The sequence below is a fragment of the Bradyrhizobium sp. WYCCWR 13022 genome (genome assembly GCF_030435535.1).
Taxonomy (GTDB): Bacteria; Pseudomonadota; Alphaproteobacteria; order Rhizobiales; family Xanthobacteraceae; genus Bradyrhizobium.
In genome coordinates, this window is sequence record NZ_JAUIZJ010000010.1 from 174,601 (window position 1) to 191,105 (window position 16,505).

At 64.4% G+C, this 16,505-nt stretch carries 19 protein-coding genes; 7 read left to right on the forward strand and 12 right to left on the reverse strand.

The window, feature by feature from the left end; genetic code table 11:
- Positions 1 to 128: 128 nt before the first annotated feature.
- Together QY049_RS16490 and QY049_RS16495 are read right to left on the reverse strand one after the other, a co-directional pair.
- Complete coding sequence (locus QY049_RS16490) at positions 129 to 425, reverse strand: hypothetical protein (RefSeq protein WP_309493949.1); 297 nt, start codon at positions 423 to 425, stop codon at positions 129 to 131.
- A 267-nt stretch (positions 426 to 692) separates the two neighbouring features.
- The gene (locus QY049_RS16495) at positions 693 to 938 is read right to left on the reverse strand and encodes a hypothetical protein (RefSeq protein WP_258765211.1); all 246 of its coding nucleotides are present in this window, start codon (positions 936 to 938) and stop codon (positions 693 to 695) included.
- Positions 939 to 1,080: 142 nt separating this feature from the next.
- On the opposite strand from QY049_RS16495, the gene QY049_RS16500 reads away from it, so the two are divergent.
- Together QY049_RS16500 and QY049_RS16505 are read left to right on the forward strand one after the other, a co-directional pair.
- Positions 1,081 to 1,506, forward strand: a complete 426-nt coding sequence (locus QY049_RS16500; RefSeq protein WP_194479703.1) for a DUF5413 family protein — start codon at positions 1,081 to 1,083, stop codon at positions 1,504 to 1,506.
- A gap of 60 nt (positions 1,507 to 1,566) precedes the next feature.
- Positions 1,567 to 2,109, forward strand: a complete 543-nt coding sequence (locus QY049_RS16505; RefSeq protein WP_301269617.1) for a DUF4112 domain-containing protein — start codon at positions 1,567 to 1,569, stop codon at positions 2,107 to 2,109.
- 140 nt (positions 2,110 to 2,249) lie between these two features.
- Here the strand turns inward: QY049_RS16505 and QY049_RS16510 are convergent, their stop codons facing one another.
- The 4 genes from QY049_RS16510 to msrA all read right to left on the reverse strand — a co-directional run bounded on the left by QY049_RS16510 (position 2,250) and on the right by msrA (position 4,195).
- Positions 2,250 to 2,543, reverse strand: a complete 294-nt coding sequence (locus QY049_RS16510) for a hypothetical protein (protein WP_027560969.1) — start codon at positions 2,541 to 2,543, stop codon at positions 2,250 to 2,252.
- Positions 2,544 to 2,755: 212 nt separating this feature from the next.
- Positions 2,756 to 2,920, reverse strand: coding sequence for a DUF3309 family protein (locus tag QY049_RS16515; protein WP_035731827.1), 165 nt, complete (start codon positions 2,918 to 2,920; stop codon positions 2,756 to 2,758).
- Between the two features lie 107 nt (positions 2,921 to 3,027).
- On the reverse strand, positions 3,028 to 3,462 hold the full coding sequence (gene msrB, locus QY049_RS16520) for a peptide-methionine (R)-S-oxide reductase MsrB (RefSeq protein WP_194479705.1): 435 nt from the start codon (positions 3,460 to 3,462) through the stop codon (positions 3,028 to 3,030).
- A gap of 31 nt (positions 3,463 to 3,493) precedes the next feature.
- Complete coding sequence (gene msrA, locus QY049_RS16525; RefSeq protein ID WP_301269618.1) at positions 3,494 to 4,195, reverse strand: peptide-methionine (S)-S-oxide reductase MsrA; 702 nt, start codon at positions 4,193 to 4,195, stop codon at positions 3,494 to 3,496.
- 243 nt (positions 4,196 to 4,438) lie between these two features.
- On the opposite strand from msrA, the gene QY049_RS16530 reads away from it, so the two are divergent.
- On the forward strand, positions 4,439 to 6,127 hold the full coding sequence (locus QY049_RS16530; protein WP_301269619.1) for a caspase family protein: 1,689 nt from the start codon (positions 4,439 to 4,441) through the stop codon (positions 6,125 to 6,127).
- A gap of 9 nt (positions 6,128 to 6,136) precedes the next feature.
- Here the strand turns inward: QY049_RS16530 and QY049_RS16535 are convergent, their stop codons facing one another.
- The 6 genes from QY049_RS16535 to napE all read right to left on the reverse strand — a co-directional run bounded on the left by QY049_RS16535 (position 6,137) and on the right by napE (position 11,501).
- Positions 6,137 to 7,252, reverse strand: a complete 1,116-nt coding sequence (locus tag QY049_RS16535) for an ATP-dependent RecD-like DNA helicase (protein WP_194479708.1) — start codon at positions 7,250 to 7,252, stop codon at positions 6,137 to 6,139.
- Between the two features lie 88 nt (positions 7,253 to 7,340).
- Positions 7,341 to 7,982, reverse strand: coding sequence for a NapC/NirT family cytochrome c (locus QY049_RS16540; protein WP_301269620.1), 642 nt, complete (start codon positions 7,980 to 7,982; stop codon positions 7,341 to 7,343).
- Entirely contained in the window at positions 7,979 to 8,449 is a 471-nt protein-coding gene (locus QY049_RS16545) for a nitrate reductase cytochrome c-type subunit (RefSeq protein WP_194479709.1), read from the reverse strand. Before QY049_RS16545 ends, QY049_RS16540 begins: the two co-directional genes overlap by 4 nt.
- Positions 8,446 to 10,959: a nitrate reductase catalytic subunit NapA gene (napA, locus tag QY049_RS16550; RefSeq protein ID WP_258765216.1), complete on the reverse strand. Its 2,514-nt coding sequence runs from the start codon at positions 10,957 to 10,959 to the stop codon at positions 8,446 to 8,448. The genes QY049_RS16545 and napA overlap by 4 nt, the downstream gene beginning before the upstream one ends.
- Before the next feature lie 17 nt (positions 10,960 to 10,976).
- Entirely contained in the window at positions 10,977 to 11,288 is a 312-nt protein-coding gene (locus QY049_RS16555) for a chaperone NapD (RefSeq protein WP_194479711.1), read from the reverse strand.
- A 27-nt stretch (positions 11,289 to 11,315) separates the two neighbouring features.
- Positions 11,316 to 11,501 (reverse strand): periplasmic nitrate reductase, NapE protein, encoded by a 186-nt coding sequence (gene napE, locus QY049_RS16560; RefSeq protein WP_258765217.1) that lies wholly within the window; start codon positions 11,499 to 11,501, stop codon positions 11,316 to 11,318.
- A gap of 264 nt (positions 11,502 to 11,765) precedes the next feature.
- Here napE and QY049_RS16565 point away from each other — a divergent pair, with 264 nt between their 5' ends.
- The 4 genes from QY049_RS16565 to QY049_RS16580 all read left to right on the forward strand — a co-directional run bounded on the left by QY049_RS16565 (position 11,766) and on the right by QY049_RS16580 (position 16,472).
- Positions 11,766 to 12,971, forward strand: coding sequence for an LLM class flavin-dependent oxidoreductase (locus QY049_RS16565; RefSeq protein WP_258765218.1), 1,206 nt, complete (start codon positions 11,766 to 11,768; stop codon positions 12,969 to 12,971).
- A gap of 185 nt (positions 12,972 to 13,156) precedes the next feature.
- Positions 13,157 to 13,945 carry a helix-turn-helix transcriptional regulator gene (locus tag QY049_RS16570; protein WP_301269621.1) on the forward strand — a complete coding sequence of 263 codons (789 nt, stop codon included), beginning with the start codon at positions 13,157 to 13,159 and terminating at the stop codon, positions 13,943 to 13,945.
- A gap of 211 nt (positions 13,946 to 14,156) precedes the next feature.
- Complete coding sequence (locus QY049_RS16575) at positions 14,157 to 15,203, forward strand: transglycosylase SLT domain-containing protein (RefSeq protein ID WP_301269622.1); 1,047 nt, start codon at positions 14,157 to 14,159, stop codon at positions 15,201 to 15,203.
- A gap of 102 nt (positions 15,204 to 15,305) precedes the next feature.
- On the forward strand, positions 15,306 to 16,472 hold the full coding sequence (locus tag QY049_RS16580; RefSeq protein WP_258765221.1) for a cytochrome P450: 1,167 nt from the start codon (positions 15,306 to 15,308) through the stop codon (positions 16,470 to 16,472).
- Positions 16,473 to 16,505 lie beyond the last annotated feature (33 nt).

A 16,505-nucleotide genomic window follows, 5' to 3' on the forward strand; every position in this document is an offset into this window, starting at 1 on the left:
AGGGGCCGCAGCGTTTCGTGAGAGTGCAACACCTCACCCGGATCGCATCTTCGATGCGCTCCGACCTCTCCCTCCGGGAGAGGCGAACCCCTCCCGTCCGACAGCTATCTGCTTGAGATTTGTCAGCGCTATTGCGCTGCCGCTTCCCGCTTGCGCGATGAAGCGGCAGCGGCCGCTTCGCGGTCCATCACGGCGCGGCAGCCCGGGCTGACCTGCGCCCGCTTGTGCACCATGCAGGCCCTGACGCGCTGGATGTCGGGGATTTCATTGGAGCATAGTCGCATCGCATCACCCGTGCACATCTGCTGCGCTTCGGACGAGAAGGCGAGGCCGGGTGATGTCTGGAGGGTGAAGGCGGTGGCGGCGAAGGCCAACAGCGAAGCTGCCGTCTTGAGCGGCGAGGCGATGGTCTGGTAGCGTGTCATGAAGAATGCGTCCCCGAGTTCCGTGGATTGAACCACTTGGTTTTGGGGCGCCGCACGCGGCTTGCTCTGCCGCATGTCACAGCCTTCACGCCGGAACCTCAATCCCGCGTGTGGTCGCTCGATTTCTTGATGTTCGAATCGAAAAGTGCTGCGCCGCCCGATTCGAGTATGCGCGAAAGTCGCGACGCTTCAATGGGAGATGCGAAGGAATTCGCAGATGTTGCGCGACCGTCACGCAAAATGCGACGCCGATCTCACATGCCGATCTTACATCCCGTGGCTCGTGAACACCTTGCTGCACGATCGCGAGAGCTTGGCGCGGTGAGCCTGCAGGCAGCCCTGAACCGCACCGTCGTTGCCGAGCTCCTTGCGGCACAGCCGCGAGGCATCGCGCGAGCAGGCCTGCTGCTCCTGCGGCGTGCCCATATGGCCTTGCGCGAGGGCGGGTGCGTTCGACAGGCCGCCGAGGGCCGAGAGGGTGATCGTCGCCAGCAAGACCAGTTTCCGAGACATCGGCGGCTCCACATCTGACAGGTGAATTTCAGGTCATGTCTGAACTCGTCGCCTTGCCACTTGTTCCCCCTGACAGCCCGTGACCGCTATCCAAGGTTCCCGTCGCGCTGCTATAAAGCCCTCGGCGTATGAGGAGTTCGTGATGAAACGCTATCTGGTGTTTGCGCTCGTCGGTCCGTTCGTGGGCGGATTTCTGCTGCTGCTGACGACGACCTACCAGTCGGGTTACTGGACGCAGACCAGCCTTGGCGAGGTCGGCAAGCTGTTCGTCGTGTTCTTCAAGACGCTGCAATACAGCTATCTGTTCGGCTTCCTGCCCTCGCTGATGATCGGCGCGGTCGACGACATCCTGATCCACGTGAAACGGATCAGGCCGGCGCTGAGGATGCTGCTGGTTGGCGCATTCGCCTTCATCCTCGCCGCCTTCACCTACGGCTCGCGCGGGTCGGATTCCGGCGCTGCCCAGTTCATCCTGTACGGCCTGGTTGGCTTCGTGCCGGCGGTGCTGTCATCCTGGTTGGTGCATCACTATGTCGAGGAGCCGCAGCCCGCGGCCGCGGCGAGCTGACCGCGCGACCTTCGGCCGCTTCGCAGCAACCTCTGCGTCGCCCGTGCGTTTGTAACGGCCATGACCATGCCCGACGATGACATTCTCGCGCCACGCAAGTCCCGCTCGGGGACGCATTCGCGCGCCGATTTTTCAGGCCGCGAGGCGCGCGGACCGATCATCGACCAGGACGGCCACGAGATCCGCCCGGAAACCCTCGAGCAGGGATTTCGCGAGTTTCGCTTTGAATTCGGCAACGGTAACCCGTTCGCCAATCTGACGCGCGAGCAGCGCATCGCGCGGCTCGAGGCGATCGCAAAGCTGCTCGACGTCGCCTTCATCCTGCCCGGCACCAATATCCGCTACGGCATCGACGGGCTGATCGGCCTGATCCCCGTCATCGGCGACATCATCACCACCGCGATCTCGCTGTGGCTGGTGCGCGAGGCGAAGGCGCTCGGTGCGCCCTGGTACATCACCGCGCGCATGCTCGGCAATGTCGCGGTCGATGGCGTGGTCGGCATCGTGCCTTTCGTGGGCGACGCCTTCGACGTGATGTTCCGCGCCAACATGCGCAACGTGCGCCTCTTGCGCCGCTGGCTCGACAAGCAGCCGCGGATGTAGCCCCGGTGAATTCTGCGCAAGCAGAGCGTCAGGCTCGGCGCACCTCTCCCGCGTGCAAGCGGGAGAGGGAGAACAAAAGCAAAAAGCGCGACGGACTTTCGGCCATCGCGCTTGCTGCGCACATCGGATTTTTCGAAAACTTACGCCGCGTCGGCGTCGGTCTCGGCGGCCGGCGCCGGCTTCGGGCGGCGCGGCAGCGGGAAGGCTTCGCTCTCGTAGAGCGAGCGGATGCCGTTCTGGTCGAAACGCGCTTCCTCGACCTGGAGATACGCGCCGTTCAGCGAATCCGTCGGCAACTGCTCCATCGCGAACTGCACGGCCTCAGCCGCAGTGCCGAACCGGCGATAGGTGAAGCCTGCACGCTTCTTCTTGCGGATCGCGGCGGGGAAGAGCTCGGCGGAAGTGTTGAAGTTGAACGGACGCAGTGGACGCATGGTCAAAGACCTCGTGATCTTCTCTGGGGCTTTAAGCGCGTGGGGTTTGGGAGGGCAGGGGCCGCAATCGAGCGGGCCCGCCGCATGTCATTTTCGCCCCCTAATATAGGCCGATTTGACAGAAATGCGACCCCTGCGATGGGAGATGATGAATCCACGCATGGCAGCCCCGCAGGGGATATAAAGCAAGTGATTTCAATGGTTTGTATGGCCTACAGCTTGCCGAGAAGCAGCAGCACGAGCAGCACGACCAGAACGACGCCGCCGATCCCCATGCCGGAATGGCCCATGCCGTAGCCATAGCCGCCGATCCGGCCCGACCAGCCGCCCAGCAGATAGATGATCACCAGGATGATCAGGATGGTCCCAAGTGTCATGGCATCCTCCCTGGCGGCCGCCGGAATTCGCCCATCGGCTGCACCGCTGGAAGAGAAAAGCACATCGCGCCGCCGGGTTCCATGGGGGAACCCGGCGGCGCGCAAGCTTATTTCGGCTCGAGCTTCAGCGCCGCCGAATTGATGCAGTAGCGCAGGCCTGTCGGCCCCGGTCCGTCGGGGAAGACATGGCCGAGATGGCCGCTGCATTTGGAGCAGAGCACCTCGGTACGGATCATGCCGTGGCTCATGTCCCGCTCTTCGTCGACATGGCTCTCGACGGCGGGCGTGGTGAAGCTCGGCCAGCCGCAACCGGAATCGAACTTGGCGTCGGATTCGAACAGGACGTTGCCGCAGCCGGCGCAGACATAGGTGCCGGCACGGTGGTCGTGCTCGTATTCGCCGGAGAAGGGACGCTCGGTCGCCTTCTCGCGCAGCACCGCGTACTGCATCGGCGTCAATTCGCTCCGCCACTGCTCTTCGCTCTTGATGACCTTGTCGTCCGTGGTTCTCGTCTCTGTGGATTTCGTCTTGGCGTCGGGCATGGGTCTGCCGTTTCTTCTGATGATCTCGGGATCAGTTGGTGGCCTTGCCGGCACTCACCAGCGTCGGCTTCTCGATGTAGTTATCCGCGAACAGCTTTTTCAGGTTCTCGACCTTCGGGATGTCGTTATAGGCGATGTAGGGCTGGGTCGGGTGCAGCGTCAGATAGTCCTGGTGATAGGCCTCGGCCGGGTAGAACGCGTCCAGCGCACCGACCTTGGTCACGATCGGCTTGCTGAACACCTTGGCACCGTCGAGCTGGGCGATATAGGCCTCCGCGACCTTCTTCTGCTCGTCGGAGGTGGTGAAGATCGCCGAGCGATATTGCGTGCCGGTGTCGGGGCCCTGGCGGTTGAGCTGGGTCGGGTCGTGCGCCACCGAGAAGTAGATCTGGAGGATCTTGCCGTAGGAGATCTTCTTCGGGTCGAACTTGATCTCGACGGATTCTGCGTGGCCGGTCCGGCCGGTCGAGACGGTCTGGTAGTCGGCGGTCGCCTTGGTGCCGCCGGCATAGCCGGAGACCGCGTTGACGACACCGGCGGTGTGCTGAAACACGCCCTGCACGCCCCAGAAGCATCCGCCGGCGACCACGGCGGTCTGGATGCCGCTTGCGGGTGCCGCGTCCATGGCGGGTGCAGGGATCACGACGGCGTCTTCCGCGGCCCGGGTCGGTGCGGCAAAGCCCAGCGACAGGGCGGCGGTGGCGGCGAGCAGGGACAGGACGGAGCGGCGCATGGCGGATCCTCTTTCGGAAGGCCTGACAGTTTAGGGCGGTTGAGGGCGGGCGAACAGCCTGCCCGGCGTTTTCAGACACCTCAGATACGGACGGACATGCCGATTGTTACAACCGCAGTGACACGAGTCCGTGAAAAAAGCCGCACCCCGCCGACCCGCTTGGCGGCGCAGGGAACTCCGGGCTATGAACCGGCGCGATCGCCGATCGACTTAAACTGTGGTGTCTGGAGCTGATCTGACAACATGCTGCGCGTCGTCTCGCTGATATCAGTCATGCTCGTCTGCGGCGTTGCGATCGCCGCGGCCGAACCGCAAGCCGGCGACGACCTCGCCACCTGCCGCGACCGCCAGGCCGAGACCCAGGCGCGGATCACGGCCTGCCAGAATCTGCTCGACGCGGGCCGCGTCACCGGCAAGGACAAGTCGCTGGCGCTCGTCATTCGCGGCAACGCGCTGATCAACAGGCGCGACTATGACGGCGCGATCGAGACGCTGAATTCCGCCGTCGAGGCCGATCCGGACAATGTCGGCGCCATCAACGTGCGCGGCGTCGCCCGCGAGCACAAGGGCGAGGACGACCTCGCCATGGCCGACTACAACCTTGCCATCCAGAAACGTCCCAATTTCGGCTTCGCCTACAACAATCGCGGGACCATTCAACTGCGCCGCGGCGCGCTGCAAAGCGCGCTCGACGATTTCAACCTGTCGATCAGGTTCACGCCGAAATTCCTGCTCGGATGGACCAATCGCGCCCGCGTGCGCACGCTGATGAAGGATTACGACGGCGCGATCTCCGACTTTGCGGAGGCCGAGAAGATCGATCCGACCGCGCAGCAGATCGCGGGCAACCGCTGCATCACTTACGGCTTGATGGGAAAATACGATCTGGCCTTCGCCGACTGCAACGGACTGATCGGGAAGCAGCCGAAGAACGTTTTCGCGATCAACAATCGCGCCGACGTCAGCATGATGAAGGGCGACCTCGACGCCGCGCTGAAGGACTACAACGCGTCGCTGCAGCTCAACCCGAACAATGTCCGGGCGCATTCCGGCCGCGGCCAGATCTACGAGCGCAGGCATGACCTCGCCCAGGCCCGCGCCGACTACCGCTCGGCGGCCTATTCGCTGACGAAGTTCGACGAGCTCGACGTCGCGCGCGCCCGTGCCATCGCGCAGGAGCGGCTCGCCGCGTTGACGCCGCAAACGCCGGGAGGGGCGCCCGGCGGGCGCCGCGTCGCGCTGGTGATCGGCAACGGCGCCTACAGGAACGTGCACGCGCTGCCCAATCCGCCGCGGGACGCGAAACTGATCGCGGGCGTGCTGAAGGACGTCGGCTTCCAGAGCGTGATCTCCGTCAGCGATCTGACCCGCGACAAGTTCTTCGACGCGCTGAAGACGTTTGCCGACGAGGCGGAGAAGGCCGACTGGGCAGTGGTCTACTATGCCGGCCATGGATTCGAGATCGGCGGGGTGAACTACCTCGTGCCCGTCGACGCCAGGCTCGCCGTCGACCGCGATGCCGAAACGCAAGCCGTCGCACTGGAGCAGGTGATCGCGGCGGTGGGCGCTGCGCGAAAGGTGCGCCTCGTGATCCTGGATGCCTGCCGCGACAATCCGTTCGCGCCGACCATGCAGCACACGCTGTCGCTGAAGCTGGTGGACAAGGGCTTTTCCAACATCGAGCCCGGCGCCGGCTTCATGGTGGTCTACGCCGCCAAGCACGGCGAGACCGCGATCGACGGCGACAACGGCGCCGACAGCCCGTTCTCCACCGCACTCGCCCGCGAGCTCAAGGTGCCGAAGGTGGAGATCCGGAAATTGTTCGACATCGTGCGGGACGACGTCTGGTCCGCCACCAGGCACGTGCAGCAGCCGTTCAGCTACGGCTCGCCGCCGGGCCGCGAGGATTTCTATTTCGTGGCGGGGAAGTGAGGGGCAGCCTCACACCACGATACTCAACCGCTTCGCCGCCCGCGTGATGCCCGTATACAGCCACCGCGCTCGCGAGTCCTGAAACGCAAAACTCTCGTCGAACAGCACGACGTCGTCCCATTGCGAGCCCTGCGACTTGTGCACGGTCAGCACGTAGCCGTAGTCGAACTCGTCATAGGGCTTGCGCTGCTCCCAGGCGATCTGCTCGACGCCGCCCTCGAAACAGTCGGCGCGCACGGAGACTTTCGTGATCTTGTGACCGAGATCCTCGTCCGGCGAGAGCCGCATCGAGAGGATGCGCGATTTCGAGCGCGAGGCGTTGCGCGACTTGACGCGCCACAGGCCGCCGTTGAACAGTCCCTTCTTTCGGTTGTTGCGCAGGCAGACCAGCTTGTCGCCGGCGACCGGAAAGACGTCCTCGATGTTCTGGCGCTGCCGCACGCGCATGTTGTAGGCGCGTCGCGTGTTGTTGCGCCCGACCAGCACCTGGTCCGCGCCCATGACGCGGTCAGGATCGAGTTCCTTCCGCGACACCACCTCGCTCTCGCCGTAGCGGCCGATGTCGAGTTCGCGGCCCTCGCGCACGTCCATCGACATCCGCACGATCGGGTCGTCCTGGGCCTGGCGATGCACTTCGGTCAGCATCGCGTCCGGCTCCGAATTGGTGAAGAAGCCGCCACCCTGGATCGGCGGCAGCTGTGCGGGATCGCCCAGCACCAGCAGCGGACAGTCGAACGACATCAGGTCGCGGCCGAGTTCGGCATCGACCATCGAGCATTCGTCGATCACGATCAGTTTTGCTTTCGACGCCGGCGCGTCGTCCCAGAGTTCAAAACTCGGCTGCTCCTCGCCGGATTCGCGCGCGCGGTAGATCAGCGAGTGGATCGTGGAGGCCTCGTCGCAACCCTTGTTGCGCATGACGAGGGCCGCCTTGCCGGTGAAGGCGGCAAACTTCACCTCGCCGTCGACACCTTCGGCGATGTGGCGCGCCAGCGTGGTCTTGCCGGTGCCGGCGAAGCCGAACAGGCGAAACACCGGCGGCGTGCCGTTGCGGCCGGGTTTTGCCTTGAGCCAGTCGCCGACGGCCTTGAGCGCGGCATCCTGATGCGGGGTGAAGGTGGCCATATCTGTCTTGAGGAGGGGCGAAACGATGCGATTCGCCAACCTCAAAACTAACCATTCCTCCCGTCGGTTCAAGCGGCCCGGATCGGCCCTACTGCCAGCCGGGAACGCCGCGCATGTCGGGCAGATGGTGGGCGATGCCCTTGTGGCAGTCGATGCACGTCTTCTCGCCGGTGAACAGGAAGCGCTGATGCGCCACCGCGGCCCGCGGCGACTGCTTGGTGATGTCCATGGAATCGGCGCTGTGGCAGTTGCGGCATTCCAGGGAATCATTGGCCTTGAAGCGCGCCCATTCATGCGCGGCGAGCTCGAGCCGGTGGTCCAGGAACTTCTCGCGCGTGTCGATCGTGCCGAAGATCTTGCCCCAGACCTCCTTGGAGGCCTGCATCTTGCGTGCGATCTTGTCGGTCCACTTGTGCGGCACGTGGCAATCCGGGCAGGTCGCGCGCACGCCGGAGCGGTTGGTGAAGTGGATGGTCGACTTCAGCTCGGCGAAGACGTTGTCCCTCATCTCGTGACAGCCGGTGCAGAACTTTTCGGTGTTGGTCAATTCCAGCGCGGTGTTGAAGCCGCCCCAGAAGATCACGCCGGCCGCGAAGCCCGCGAGCACGAGCGTGCCGAGCGCGAACACCGTGCTCGGCCGTGACAGCACGCCCCACAATTCGAGCGCGAAATCCCAGGCGCGCGCGATCAGGCCGCGCTTGGCTTTTGGATCGTCAGCGGTGGTCGTCATCGCCGGCCACCGGGACTTGCGCGCGTCAGCAGCGTGTCGATGTCGGTAAAATCGTTGCTGACAGGCGGCGTCGCGCTGTTCTGCGGCACGTGGCACTCGGTGCAGAAGAAGCGCCGCGGCGAGATCGAGGCCAGGAACTGGCCGTCGCGGTCCATGAAATGGGTGATCGAGACCATCGGCGCCTGCGATTCCGCGGTGCGCGCCCGCGCGTGGCAGGACAGGCATTTGTTGCCGTTGAGGTCGATCTGGTAGCCGTCGATCGTGTGCGGAATCACCGGCGGCTGCTCCGGATAGTTGCGCACCTCCTTCTCGGACGTGTTGCGGTTCGGCAGCATCGGCGGCGCCGGGCCCTCGTCATTGAGAGGGGTCGGGCCGCGCAGGCCCGAATTCACCGTCTGCGCGGTCAGCGAGCTTGCGCCGGCGGCGATCGCGCAAGCGAGCAGGGCTATGCCAAATCGTTTCATCATGACTGGGTCACCCGCTCGATACGCACGGCGCATTTCTTGAAGTCGGTTTGCAGCGAGATCGGATCGGTGGCGTCCAGCGTCACCTTGTTGATCAGCTTGGATTCGTCGAACCACGGCACGAAGACGAGACCTTTCGGCGGCCGGTCGCGGCCGCGCGTCTCGACGCGGGCGCGGATGAAGCCGCGGCGCGACACCACCTTCACTTCATCCCCGCGCCGCAGCTTGGCGTCCGACGCGTCATCGGGGTGCATGAAGCAGACGGCTTCGGGAAACGCCTTGTAGAGCTCGGGCACGCGGCGCGTCATGGTGCCGGAATGCCAGTGCTCGAGCACGCGGCCGGTCGAGAGCCAGAACGGATATTCGTTGTCGGGCGATTCCGCCGGCGGCTCGTAAGGCAGCGCGAAGATGCGCGCCTTGCCGTCGGGGTAGCCGTAGAACTGCACGTCCGTGCCCTGCTTGACGTAGGGGTCGCTGCCCTCGCGGAAACGCCAGCGCGTCTCCTGGCCGTTGACGACAGGCCAGCGCAGCCCGCGTTCGCGGTGATAGGTGTCGAACGGCGCGAGGTCGTGGCCATGGCCGCGGCCGAACTGGGCATATTCCTCGAACAGGCCCTTGTGGACGTAGAAGCCGAACGCCTTGGACTCGTCGTTGAGATAACCCGCCTCGATGTCGGTCACCGGGAATTTGTCGACCTGGCCGTTCTTGTAGAGCACGTCGAACAGCGTCTTGCCGCGCACATCAGGCTTCTTGGCGATCAGCTCCTCGGGCCAGACCTCCTCGATCTTGAAGCGCTTGGAGAATTCCATGAGCTGCCAGAGGTCGGACCTGGACTCGCCGGGCGCCTGGACGAGCTGGTGCCAGAACTGCGTGCGGCGCTCGGCGTTGCCGTAGGCGCCTTCCTTTTCCACCCACATCGCGGTCGGCAGGATCAGGTCGGCGGCGAGCGCCGTCACGCTGGGATAGGCGTCCGAGACCACGATGAAATTGTCGGGATTGCGGAAGCCCGGATAGGTCTCCTCGTTGGCGTTCGGACCGGCCTGGAGGTTGTTGTTGACCTGCACCCAATAGGCGTTGATCAGGCCGTCCTTCAGCATCCGGCTTTGCAGCACGGCGTGGGCGCCGTTCTTGTCGGGAATGGTGCCCTCGGGCAGCTGCCAGATGTGCTCGGCCTTGTCGCGATGCTCCTTGTTGGTCACGACCATGTCGGCGGGCAGGCGGTGCGAGAAGGTGCCGACCTCGCGCGCGGTGCCGCAGGCCGAGGGCTGGCCGGTGAGCGAGAACGGGCTGTTGCCGGGCGAGGAGATCTTTCCGGTCAGGAGATGGATGTTGTAGACGAGGTTGTTGCACCAGACGCCGCGGGTGTGCTGGTTGAAGCCCATGGTCCAGAACGAGACCACTTTCGTCTTGGGATCGGCGTAGAGCTCGGCGAGGGCCTCCAGGCGATTGAGCGGCACGCCGGACATCTTGGCGGCTTTCTCGAGCGTGTAGTCCGACACGAACTTGGCGTAGTCGTCGAAGCTCATGTCGGTGGAATCGTTGGCCTTGGCGGCGCCCGTCGCCTTCTTCTGCAGCGGGTGCTCGGGCCGCAGGCCGTAACCGATGTCGGTCTGTCCGCGCCGGAAGATGGTGTGCGCGTTGACGAAGTCCTTGTTGACCCTGTTGGTCTTGATGATGTGGTTGGCGATGGCGTTGAGGATGTAGAGATCGGTCTGCGGCACGAACACCATGCCGATGTCGGCAAGGTCGAAGGAGCGGTGCTCGAAGGTCGAGAGCACGGCGACGCGGACATGCGGGGCGGACAGCCGGCGGTCGGTCAGGCGCGTCCACAGGATGGGATGCATCTCCGCCATGTTCGAGCCCCACAGCACGAAGGCGTCGGTGGCCTCGATGTCGTCATAGCAGCCCGGCGGCTCGTCGATGCCGAAGGTGCGCATCATGCCGGCGACGGCCGAGGCCATGCAGTGGCGTGCGTTGGGATCGATGTTGTTGGTGCGGAAGCCGGCCTTGAACAGCTTCGACGCCGCATAGCCTTCCCAGATCGTCCACTGGCCGGAGCCGAACATGGCGACGCCGTTCGGCCCGCGCTTCTTGAACGCCTCCTTCCACTTCAGCTCCATGATGTCGAAGGCTTCGGTCCAGGACACGGGCGTGAACTCGCCGTTCTTGTCGTACTTGCCATCGGTCTTGCGCAGCATCGGCTGCGTCAGGCGATCGTGGCCGTACATGATCTTGGAGAGGAAGTAGCCCTTGACGCAGTTGAGGCCGCGATTGACCTCGGCCTTGATGTCGCCATGGGTGGCGACGACGCGGTTGTCCTTGGTCGCGACCATCACCGAGCAGCCGGTGCCGCAGAAACGGCAGGCGGCCTTGTCCCATTTCAGTTCGGAGGAGTCGCGCTCGGCAACGAGATTGGCGGCGAGCGAAGGCGCCGGCATGCCCGCTGCGGCGGCCGCGATGGCGGCGGCCTCGAGCTTGAGCATCTGGCGGCGGTCGAGCTTCGGCGATGTCATGATGGCTCTCCCGGCCTTCAGGTTTCGATGGCGTGAAAGACGAGCGCTGCGGAATAGACGTCGCGCAGCGACTGGATGGTGTTGAGCAGGGTGCCGAGGCTGCCGGCGTCAGGCGCTTCGGTCACGACGACGAGCTTGCCTCTGATATCGCGGCCGTGGATCTCGCAGCCGGGAAGCGCCGTGATCTCGGCCTCGACCTCGGTGAGGCGCTCGGGGCGGGCCTGCACCAGGATGCTGGCGATCTCGCAGCCCGGAGGGGTGATGACCCTGTCGGTGCTGAGCACCCGGCCGGTGATCAATGCGCGGCGGTTGAGTGTGGCGTGAGCCATGATGCCTGTCTTTCGCTTGTCGGAGGATCAATGCGGGGAGCTTGGCGGGCCGGGAGGGCCGGCGAACATCTGGTAGATCCAGACGCCGAGCCCGTAGGAGCCGACCGTTCCGACCGCGAGGACCGGCATCACGATCGCGGTCAGGAACAGGAACGCAAATATCTCCATGCGCTTGCGGCGCGCACGCGAGGTCGTGTCGTCAGGGGCCGACATATTCGGTCTCTCTGAAATTTTGGGAATCGGGACGGCATCCGGGCCGCTGCCTTGCTGCACTTTTGATGCAGCAGGCGGGTTGACGCGTTGATCTGGATCAACAGGTCGAGTTCGCCACACCCTCAGCCCGCGCCGCACTCGGGCATGCATTTCTCCGTGCACGGGGGGATCATCTCCCGCATGGCGGAATTGCCGCCGCGTAGACAGGAGCTTCCCACCCATTAAGATGCCCGCAACAAGAATAAGCGCGGGAGAGACGTCGTCATGAAGTTCGGCATCTTCTATGAGCTGCAGCTGCCGCGGCCCTGGGTGGCCGGCGACGAGCTCGCCCTTTACCAGAACGCGCTCTCGCAGATGGAACTCGCCGACGGTCTCGGCTACGACCACGCCTGGGTGGTCGAGCATCACTTCCTCGAGGAATATTCGCACTCGCCGTCGCCTGAATCGTTCCTCGCGGCCGCCAGCCAGCGCACGAAAAACATCCGCCTCGGCCACGGCATCCTCCAGCTCACGACCAATCATCCGGCGCGCGTCGCCGAGCGTGTCGCGGTGCTCGATCTGCTCTCGAACGGCCGCTGCGAATTCGGCATGGGCGAGAGCGCGTCCATCACCGAGCTGACGCCGTTCGGCCGCGACATGGAAACCAAGAAGGAAGTCTTTGAAGAGGCCGTGCAGGCGATCTTCCCGATGTTCAGGGACGCGGGCAGCGAGCATCACGGCAAGTATTTCGACATCCCCTTGCGCAACGTCGTGCCGAAGCCCGTGCAGAAGCCGCATCCGCCGCTGTGGCTGGCCTGCTCGCAACTGCCGACCATCGAGCGCGCCGGCCGTTACGGCTTTGGCGCGCTGGGCTTCCAGTTCGTCAGCGCCGACGCCGCGCATGCCTGGGTGCACGCCTATTACAACGCGATGACCAAACGCTTGCACAAGCTCGCCGACTACGAGATCAACCCGAACATGGCGCTGGTGTCGTTCTTCATGTGCGCCAAGACCGATGAAGAAGCGCGTGCGCGCGCCGACGGTGCCACCTTCTTCCAGTTCGCGCTGCGCTTCTACGGCGCCTCGCAGAACCGCCAGCGGCCCGCGCCCTACACCGTCAACATGTGGGACGAGTACGTTAAATGGAAGCGCGACAATCCGGAAGCACAGGAGGCCGCGCTGCGCGGCGGCCTGATCGGCTCGCCGGAGACGATCCGGAAGAAACTGAGGCGCTTCCAGTCCTCGCATATCGACCAGGTCATCCTGCTGAATCAAGCGGGCAAGAACAGCCACGAGCACATCTGCGAATCGCTCGAGCTGTTCGGCCGCGAGGTGATGCCGGAGTTCCAGAACGATCCCGCGCAGGCGGCCTGGAAGCAGGGCGTCATGAGCGGCGAGATCAAGCTCGAAGAGATCGACACCGAGGCCTTCACGGATCGCTACGGCAAGCTCGCGATCAACGTCGCCCCAGTGAAGGTGGCGGCGGGGTAGGGCAATCGCATACGGTATGTCACGAGGATTGCTCGCGGCTTGCTCCGCCTCTCCCGCAAGCGGGAGAGGGATGCGGCGGCATCGTTCGCGCCATATACGATTTGTAGTGCGGGCAAGGGCCCAGCTTCCGGCACGCCGCTCGTGCTGATATCCTCGCGCAAAAGAACGTCCTTCGGAGGACTCCCATGCGGCCCCACGCGATGGCCTCAAATCCGGCGGCTGGCGACGTCACGCCCGCGGTGCTTGCGATCGGCCGTCCCGACTTCCCGAACATCCTCATCGACACGTTGCGCCGGCAGGCCGGCGTCGGCCATTGCATGGTGTTCGCCCTGACGCGCGCGGGTAGTGCGAGCTGTCTGCTCGACGTCGGCAACATCCCAACCGGCAGCGATCTCGGCGCCGCCTATGCCGGCCAGTTCCACGAATCCGATCCCAACCGCGATGCGCTGTTCGAGGGCGAGGGCAGCGGGCCGATTATGCTGCCATCCTTCACGCCACGCATGTACGGCGCGCGCTATCGGAAAATCTTCTTCAACGATTCCGACATCGTCGACAAATGCGCAACCGCGATCTGGACTGGCGGCACCTGCTTCTACGTCAATTTCTACCGCATCACGTCCCAGGGTCGCTTCGCTGATACCGAGCGCGCGCGGCTCCAGACCATCGCACCCGCGATCGGCGCCAGCGTCGCACGTCATTTCCAGCAGGCGGCCACCGCAACCGCCGACCAGAACCTCGCTACGCTGTTCGCGACCCGCGCGCCACTCTCTGCGTTGACGCCGCGCGAGCAGGACGTCTGCCGCCGCATCCTGCTCGGCTTCAGCTCCGAGGCGATCTCGCAAGAACTCGGCATCAGCCTGCATTCGACCCTGACCTACCGCAAGCGCGCCTATGAGCGGCTCGGCATCTGCTCCCAGAACGAGTTGTTTGCGATCGTGCTGGGGCTGCTGGCGGGGGCGCGCGGCCTGAACTGAGGGGGGAGATGGACGCCGGGCGACCTGCAGCTCCGTCGGGTCCTGAGGGCAGTCTTTGCCCCAAAGCGGGACACATCCGATGATTGGCGAGGCGGAAAGTCTGCTCCCGTTCACCTGATTTAAACCATAACGGTCTACGAAGGGGACTCACCACAGGCCGCAGGAACATGCGAACAGCCTTTGTACGGAAGCCATCCGTGGACTTCGGGCAATGAAGGTTTGGCAGACCGGCTGCATCGTGGGTGTCATTGCCTCCGTGGGACTTTACCTGGCCGCCGGTAACAGAACGGCCGCGACGGTGCCTGAGGTCATGCCGGAAGCGGCAGCGAGCATGACGGCTCCTGCGAACATCGTGGCTCCTGCGAGCGTGGTGACGCCTGCGCTGTACGCAGAGGCATCCGCCAGGCTTGCAGCGGCTCTTCGGGCAGAAAGAGCAGAGCTTGGCTCGGTGACGTCAGCAGCTTCTGCGCCGTCGAGCACCGGAGCCGGAATCGCCGATGTTTCCGTCGCGCCGAAATTGGCATCGTTGGGAGAGGATATCGTCCAGCCGCTGCCGGCAGCACGCGATGTGTCCGACGATGCCCCGAAAACGGCGCCGACGCAGGATTTCCGTTATCTGATCTATTACATCTGGTCCGAACTGCCGCCCGCCGAGAAACCGGCGGAGACCGTCCTGCGTGCGTTCAAGGACATTCCGCTCGGAACGCCGGCCGAAGAGATCAAGCGCGCTGCCGACGCTTTTGGTCTCGATGTCAATTTCATGATGGCGGTTGCCAAGATCGAATCCGGTTTCAACCCCAATCAACGCACCGGGTCGTATATCGGTCTGTTTCAGCTGAGCAAATACGAGTTCGGCAAGTTCGGATTCGGGCAGATTCTCAGTCCGCGGGACAACGCCGTTGCGGCCGCCTACAAGATCATTACCGAGGGCGTCCAATTCGAGTGGATTACGCACCGCAAGCCGGACATGAGCGATCTTTACCTGATCCATCAGCAGGGTTGGGAAGGCGCCGCCGAGCACATCAGCCGGCCCGCTCGCCTCGCCTGGAAATCCATGTGCGCCACCGGCGAAGGCAAGGAGAAGGGCGAGAGGTGGTGCAAACGCGCGATCTGGGGCAATGCACTTCCTGCGTTCAAGCGCACCTGGAAATCGGTGGACAACGTGACTTCGGAGGCGTTCGTCGGCATGTGGCGCGGCCGGGTCGCCGAATTCTACACGAAATATGTGGCGACCGCGGCTGCGGCGGCAAACCAATGATCTCGTCGTCGGCACCTTCATGGCGTCCGTCCCTATCGCTAGGGACAGACGCCGGCGGCGGAATTCGCTAGGCTGGGCGGAAAGACATCCGAGGAGCCCGCCTTGAGCACCGCGCCGCGCGTCGATATCGATCCCACTTCGTTCTGGGCCGATCCCTACCCGATGCTGGCAAAAATGCGGAAAGAGGCACCGATCGCCTTCGTACCGCAGCTTGGCTCGACATTGCTGACCAGCCGCGACGACATCTCGATCTCGGAGAAGCAGATCGACGTGTTCTCCTCGCACCAGCCGGCCGGCCTGATGAACCGGCTGATGGGCCACAACATGATGCGCAAGGACGGCGAGGCGCACCAAGTCGAGCGGCGCGCGATGTTTCCGACGGTGTCGCCGAAGACGGTGAAGGCGCATTGGACGGCGGTGTTCCAGGCTCACGCCGACCGAATCATCGATGCGATCGCGCCGGGGCGGATCGATCTCATGCGCGACTTCGCGCTGCCGTTCTCCGGCGAATGCCTGAAGTCGATCACCGGCCTCACCAATATCGGCTTTGCGGACATGGATGCGTGGTCGCAGGGCATGATCGAGGGCATCGCCAATTACGGTGGCGATCCTGCGGTCGAGGCGCGCTGTCACGCCGCGACGTCGGGCATCGATGCTGCGATCGATGACATCCTGCCGGTGATGCGCAAGAATCCTGACCAGAGCATTTTGGGCGTTCTCCTCGCTTCGGGCATGGCCATGGATAGCGTGCGCGCAAATGTGAAGCTCGCGATCTCGGGCGGCCAGAACGAGCCGCGCAAGGCCATCGCCGGCACGGTGTGGGCATTGCTGACGCATCCCGGGCAGCGCGACCTCGTGCGCAGGGGCGGGGTGACGTGGCTCGCGGCGTTCGAGGAATACGCCCGCTGGATCTCGCCGATCGGCATGTCGCCGCGGCGCATCGCAAAACCATGGTCGATCCGCGACGTGTCGTTCGAAACCGACGAGCGCGTGTTCCTGATGTTCGGCTCCGCCAACCGCGACGAGAAGCACTTCGAGCGCGCTGACGAGTTCGACATACGACGCGACACCTCGAAGAGCGTCGCCTTCGGCGCCGGCCCGCATTTCTGCGCCGGAGCCTGGGCTTCGCGCGCGATGATCGCCGACGTCGCGCTGCCGACGCTGTTCGCCCGTGCCGGGCATATCGAGATCGCCGAGGACGAGCCGGTGCGGATCGGCGGCTGGGCGTTCCGGGGTTTGCAGAACCTGCCGGTGCAGTGGCTGCAGTAGCCGGGCAAAGGCGATCCAATCGAACGCCGCCAT

What these genes read in the sequence shown, in the direction of transcription:
- QY049_RS16545 (WP_194479709.1), bottom strand. Translation starts at nt 8,449, where the DNA reads ATGATGAAACGATTTGGCATAGCCCTGCTCGCTTGCGCGATCGCCGCC.
- QY049_RS16530 (WP_301269619.1), top strand. Translation starts at nt 4,439, where the DNA reads ATGCTGCGCGTCGTCTCGCTGATATCAGTCATGCTCGTCTGCGGCGTT.
- QY049_RS16500 (WP_194479703.1), top strand. Translation starts at nt 1,081, where the DNA reads ATGAAACGCTATCTGGTGTTTGCGCTCGTCGGTCCGTTCGTGGGCGGA.
- QY049_RS16515 (WP_035731827.1), bottom strand. Translation starts at nt 2,920, where the DNA reads ATGACACTTGGGACCATCCTGATCATCCTGGTGATCATCTATCTGCTG.
- QY049_RS16490 (WP_309493949.1), bottom strand. Translation starts at nt 425, where the DNA reads ATGACACGCTACCAGACCATCGCCTCGCCGCTCAAGACGGCAGCTTCG.
- QY049_RS16570 (WP_301269621.1), top strand. Translation starts at nt 13,157, where the DNA reads ATGCGGCCCCACGCGATGGCCTCAAATCCGGCGGCTGGCGACGTCACG.
- QY049_RS16510 (WP_027560969.1), bottom strand. Translation starts at nt 2,543, where the DNA reads ATGCGTCCACTGCGTCCGTTCAACTTCAACACTTCCGCCGAGCTCTTC.
- napE (WP_258765217.1), bottom strand. Translation starts at nt 11,501, where the DNA reads ATGTCGGCCCCTGACGACACGACCTCGCGTGCGCGCCGCAAGCGCATG.
- QY049_RS16540 (WP_301269620.1), bottom strand. Translation starts at nt 7,982, where the DNA reads ATGACGACCACCGCTGACGATCCAAAAGCCAAGCGCGGCCTGATCGCG.
- QY049_RS16565 (WP_258765218.1), top strand. Translation starts at nt 11,766, where the DNA reads ATGAAGTTCGGCATCTTCTATGAGCTGCAGCTGCCGCGGCCCTGGGTG.
- QY049_RS16505 (WP_301269617.1), top strand. Translation starts at nt 1,567, where the DNA reads ATGACCATGCCCGACGATGACATTCTCGCGCCACGCAAGTCCCGCTCG.
- msrB (WP_194479705.1), bottom strand. Translation starts at nt 3,462, where the DNA reads ATGCCCGACGCCAAGACGAAATCCACAGAGACGAGAACCACGGACGAC.
- QY049_RS16555 (WP_194479711.1), bottom strand. Translation starts at nt 11,288, where the DNA reads ATGGCTCACGCCACACTCAACCGCCGCGCATTGATCACCGGCCGGGTG.
- QY049_RS16575 (WP_301269622.1), top strand. Translation starts at nt 14,157, where the DNA reads ATGAAGGTTTGGCAGACCGGCTGCATCGTGGGTGTCATTGCCTCCGTG.
- napA (WP_258765216.1), bottom strand. Translation starts at nt 10,959, where the DNA reads ATGACATCGCCGAAGCTCGACCGCCGCCAGATGCTCAAGCTCGAGGCC.
- QY049_RS16535 (WP_194479708.1), bottom strand. Translation starts at nt 7,252, where the DNA reads ATGGCCACCTTCACCCCGCATCAGGATGCCGCGCTCAAGGCCGTCGGC.
- msrA (WP_301269618.1), bottom strand. Translation starts at nt 4,195, where the DNA reads ATGCGCCGCTCCGTCCTGTCCCTGCTCGCCGCCACCGCCGCCCTGTCG.
- QY049_RS16495 (WP_258765211.1), bottom strand. Translation starts at nt 938, where the DNA reads ATGTCTCGGAAACTGGTCTTGCTGGCGACGATCACCCTCTCGGCCCTC.